1 protein-coding gene is annotated in these 238 nt (G+C 74.8%); it reads left to right on the top strand.

Features of this window, described 5'->3' with window-relative positions; all coding sequences use genetic code 11:
• Positions 1-181, top strand: a 181-nt coding sequence (locus tag J0695_RS43145) for a substrate-binding domain-containing protein (protein ID WP_206970245.1), incomplete at its 5' end; no start/stop codon positions are given.
• Positions 182-238: the final 57 nt, after the last annotated feature.

The raw sequence follows: 238 nt of genomic DNA, 5'->3' as shown, positions 1-238 counted from the left end.
CCCCGAGGCCCGCTGGCTCGCCCCACCGCTGACGACGGTCCGCCAGCCCCTGTCCGAGATGGCGGCGACGGCCCTGCTCCTCCTGCTCCGCATCATGGACGGCCACCGCCCGGAGAGCACCCGCACCGAGCTGTCCACCCGCCTGGTCGAACGCGCGAGCACGGCACCGCCGCGCGGCTGACCCGCACGCGGCCGTGTCCGATTCCTTCAAGACCGGGAAGACGGGGCGCGTCTACGG

This window comes from Streptomyces beijiangensis, from assembly GCF_017315755.1.
GTDB classification, from domain to species: Bacteria; Actinomycetota; Actinomycetes; order Streptomycetales; family Streptomycetaceae; genus Streptomyces; species Streptomyces beijiangensis.
This window is presented reverse-complemented; position numbering and strand designations above follow the sequence as displayed.